The organism is Sulfitobacter sp. UBA4523 (genome assembly GCF_002388305.1).
GTDB lineage: Bacteria > Pseudomonadota > Alphaproteobacteria > Rhodobacterales > Rhodobacteraceae > Sulfitobacter > Sulfitobacter pontiacus.
The window spans coordinates 4,142-8,454 of sequence record NZ_DGMH01000007.1 but is presented as its reverse complement, the minus strand read 5'-3'; the positions used below and the strand labels follow the sequence as shown (position 1 = coordinate 8,454).

3 protein-coding genes, 1 tRNA gene and 1 pseudogene are annotated in these 4,313 nt (G+C 64.8%); 1 reads left to right on the top strand and 4 read right to left on the bottom strand.

Features of this window, described 5'->3' with window-relative positions:
• A pseudogene (locus B3849_RS01010) lies at positions 1 to 549 on the top strand (amidohydrolase family protein); the annotation flags it as partial.
• Positions 550 to 635: 86 nt separating this feature from the next.
• Here B3849_RS01010 and B3849_RS01005 read toward each other — a convergent pair.
• From B3849_RS01005 to B3849_RS00990, 4 genes are all read right to left on the bottom strand, one after another.
• Positions 636 to 1,157, bottom strand: coding sequence for a UGSC family (seleno)protein (locus B3849_RS01005; RefSeq protein WP_258182285.1), 522 nt, complete (start codon positions 1,155 to 1,157; stop codon positions 636 to 638).
• Positions 1,158 to 1,181: 24 nt separating this feature from the next.
• Complete coding sequence (locus B3849_RS01000; protein WP_278424877.1) at positions 1,182 to 2,771, bottom strand: TlpA family protein disulfide reductase; 1,590 nt, start codon at positions 2,769 to 2,771, stop codon at positions 1,182 to 1,184.
• A 63-nt stretch (positions 2,772 to 2,834) separates the two neighbouring features.
• Positions 2,835 to 2,929: transfer RNA gene (locus B3849_RS00995), tRNA-Sec, on the bottom strand.
• Positions 2,930 to 2,970: 41 nt separating this feature from the next.
• Positions 2,971 to 4,313, bottom strand: a 1,343-nt coding sequence (locus tag B3849_RS00990) for a selenocysteine-specific translation elongation factor (RefSeq protein WP_286779710.1), incomplete at its 5' end; no start/stop codon positions are given.

The following is a 4,313-nucleotide window of genomic DNA, read 5'->3' as shown; positions in this document are numbered from 1 at the left end:
CCGCTGGGCCATAGCGATTGCGACTATGACACCGCCATGCGCGCCTTCGACGCCGGTGCCCGCATGGCAACGCATCTGTTCAACGCCATGAGCCAGGCCAACGCGCGCAGTCCGGGGCTTGTGGGGGCGGCGCTTGATCATCCGCGCGTGGCATCCGGCCTGATTGCCGACGGGGTGCATGTACATCCGGCCATGATCCGCGCCGCACTTGCCGCCAACCGCGGCGCGGCAGAGGTGTTTCTGGTGACCGACGCGATGGCGACTGGCGGCTCTGATATCACCAGCTTCACCCTGAACGACCGCGAGATCCTGCGCCGCGACGGACGGTTGACGCTGGCCGATGGAACGCTGGCCGGGGCCGACCTGACCCTGCTGCAAGCCGTGCGCTATATGCACAACACCGTGGGCGAGCCGTTAGAGCGGGCGCTGGCCCGTGCCACAGTAATCCCTGCGCAACTGCTGGCGCACCCACCCGAAGCGGACAGCGTCGATGCGATGATCTGGATCAACGACGACCTGTCAGAACTGCACTGGCTGACCGAGCTGTAACGCCCGCCCACCCCGTGCCCACGAAAAAGGCGGCGCAGGTTTCCCGCGCCGCCCTATGTCTTTTGCGTCTATGTCTTTTGCGTCAGTCACGCGTCGCGCAACGCCCCGATGATCTGGTCGAACGCCTCACGCGCCTTGGCGCGCATTTCGTCGTCCGTGGCATCCTGAATAGGATGCGGCACCAGCACATAGCGCGCGCCCTCCATGCCTAAGGCCTTGCGCTGCGTTTCAGCGGCTTGGCCAAACACGCTTGAAGCGATGGAAACAGACGGGATCCCCTGGATTTCGAACCAGACTGTATCGTGCATACTGCACGTGGTACATGATCCTCAGTCCGCCAGCCCTTCGACCAGAAAGTCGCATTCATCGCGGATCTGGTGGCGCAGCGTGTCGGGGCACGGCTTGGCGAAAGTCGGCTTGGTATAGTGCCGGATCTCAACGCCGGGTGCGTTTTCGGTCAACAACCTGTCCAGTTCATCCAGCAAGATATTGCCGCGCGGCTTGCTGATGTTCAGCAGCCCGACAACCCCCTGCACCGAACCGGACCGTTCGCTGATCTGACGCGCGACGGGGACACGTTCGTCCGTCGGGTCAAGAATTATTGTCATTCACGTCCTCCTCTGCTGTAAAAGCTAGCCTAGATCGATCTTTCTGGAAACGGAAATCGACCCCACCTCCCCCGTGGCCCACCCGTGGAACGCGGACGAGAATTTGCCCGCATCGCCACCGGCCACGACGATATGGATATATTCCTTGCCCGCAAATTTAGGGGCCAACTGCGCCAGCTTTTCCGGCCCCATGCGTTCCGCGTCCGCCACGGGGATACCCGCGCCCGAATGGTCATCCTGCACCATCTCCGACAAGGGGCGCGCCGTGACCTCTTGGATACGGTCGCGCAGCCTGTCCTTGGAGTAGGGGCCATCGACGGTCAGCGTCTGGATATGCTCGGGGCAAACCACCAGCAGCGCGTCAATCGGCAGGTTGTGCATCTTCGGCAGGAAAACCCCTTCAAGCCCCTGCCCCAACGACCCCGCGATCTGGTCCGGCCTGCGCGAGGTCTGGTCCACCAGATGCACCGGCCCGCCCGTCATGGCAAAGACAGTCACGACCGAATCCTCCGCCTTGAACCCGCGTTCCACATGCAGCGGCTCCCATGGCGAGGCCGCCTCGTTCTCCGCAAAGCACATGGTGTATTTCATCGGATTGCCCAGAACAGACCGTTCGACCCCGCCCGTGGTGGCCCCGCCGACATTGCGGATGATCAGCCGCAGCGCGCGCCCGATGGTGGCATTGGCACGGTTCCCCGCGCCCAAAGCGCCCAAGCCGCCGTTCAGCCCGATCTTGTCCACGATCGGCCCGTTCACGACCATGACCGTCGCCGCGCCCATCGTCGTGGCGGTGACCCCGTGGACGTTGAATTCATCCGTGCAGACGGCTTCGACGGCTGCGATCACCACGGGCAGGTATTCAGGCTTACACCCCGCCATCACCGCGTTGATCGCGATCTTTTCGACCGTGGCGATGCCCATGTTTGGCGGCACCGTGGCAATCACATCCTGCGGATCACGATGCGTCCCCTCTAGCATGCGGATCACCCGTTCGGGCGTCGGCGGCACCAAGGGCAACCCGTCCGAGAAGCCCTGATCGAACATGAATTCCGCCATGTCATCGCCGCTGGCGACCTCTACCTTGCGGGCGCGCAGACGGCTGCCTTCGGCCTCTGCCCGCAGCGCGTCGTAGACCTCGGGGTCAAAGTGTTTCGACCCGCATCCCGGACGCCAGGCGGGCAGGCTGTCCCAATCGACTTGCGCCGCAGCTTTGCCCGTCGCACGGGCCATCTGGTCGGACAATGCCTGCCAGTCATCGCGCACGAAGCCTTCAAAGTGGGTCACGACAGCGCCGCTTTCATCAATCCAGTAGAGCGCGGGCACGATCTCGAAATCCCAGTCGAACGAGGTCTTGCAGCCCGCATCCTCAAGCACCGGCATGGTCAGCCCGTGGCGCTGCGCGAAATCGCCGTTCTTCTCGCCAGATTGCCCCGGCACCAGAAACCGCACCGCATCGCCATAGGCCTGCGACAGCGCCTGCAGCACCGGCCCCACGATATTGCAGGTCTCGCAATCCTCTTTCACGAAACAGACCAGCGCAGGGCCCGTGCCGTCAAAAAAGTGGGCCGCGCCTTGCAGATCCTTCAGGGTAAATTCCGGTTTCCGATCACTCATGTCGCCCCCTCCCAAGTATGCCGCTGCATACTGTGGGGGATCGTCAGGCATGTCCAGACAGCTTGGCGGAGACGGATGGGAATCGAACCCACCACACGCCGTATCGACGCGTCCATGGTTTTGAAGACCAGGGAAGCCACCAGACTCCGGTCGTCTCCGCGTTGCCACACCGTAGCCCTGCCGCAGGGCAAGCGAAAGCCTAATGCGCCTGCGGCGCGATCTGCCGCGTGTCACCATCGCGCAGCGTCATACCAAGCGCATCCAGATGCTCAAGCAGCGGCACGATGAACTTGCGGGTGGTGCCCAAGGCGGTGCGCGCTGCGCTGGTGGTAAAGGCCGTGGGCGGGGGGAAGCTTGCCGCAAGGCTCCGCTGCGCTTGGCCGATGGTCGCCTCGTGAAACACGACCTGCTGTTTCAGCGCGATATTCGCCAAGGACACCAACCGCCCCTGCGCCACCATCAGCGCGATCAGATCCGCGTCATCAGGCGCATCGAACTGCCGCACATCAGGGGGGGAGGTGCCGCCTGCGCGCATACTCTCTTCGATCTCCGTCAGGCGGGCAAGCTGTTGCGGAGCAAGCGCTGCAAAGGGGTCATGCCGTGCGAGACTGACCAAACCGTCGCGCAAAACAACCTCTCCGCCCCTAACCAATTCGGTTTGGGCGAAAGGCACCAACCCCCGCAGCGGCGTCACCCGTTGCAGCATCGAAAGCGCCGCTCCCTGCTTGATCGGCTGGTCGGTGTGAAAGCGCTGCAAAGCCGCCACCACCGCCGTCTGTACCGTGGCGAGGTCGTCGGCCAGCGCGATATGGTCCGGCGATAGCCGCACAACGCCTGTGGGCAGCGCAGCCGTCGCATCGCAGCGCGCCAACCGTACAAGATCAGACCACAGCGCCACCCCGCGCCCCTGCGCACAAAGCGCTGCGGCAAGGGCGGTACCATCCTGCTGCTGTGCCGCCTGCATCACCGCCAACCGCCGTCTGTCTCCCGCCCCGACTGCCGTGGCCTGCGGGTCAAGGATCACCGCGCCCGCCAGCGTCGCCACAGGGGAAAGCTGGCGCAACACCGCCGCCTGCCCCGCGAACCCCACCACGGGGCGTTTGAAGCGCAGCTGCCCCAGCCCCGCGCCCCCCGGTGCGATCTGGCCACCGCCCATCAGCCGCAGGGTCGCGACCTCATGCGCCGTGCCCCACAGCACGCGCAAATCCTGCATATGTTTGACCGGTCGCGGTGCCGTGTCAGAGACGGTCAACCACACATCCATACAAAGCGTCACCCCCTGCCCGCCCGTACAGATCACATCACCGCGGGCAATATCCTCGAGCGCGATACCGCGCAGGTTCACCGCGACCCGCTCGCCCGCCGCGACCCTCTCCCGCGCCGCGCCGCGTGCTTGCAGGCCACGTACCACCGTGGCCGCACCGCTTGGCTGCACGGTCAACGCCGCGCCAACCGCCAACGCGCCACCAAGCAGCGTGCCCGTCACCACCGTTCCGCGTCCCGCCAGTGTGAACGCGCGGTCCACCGGCAGGAACGCCCCCA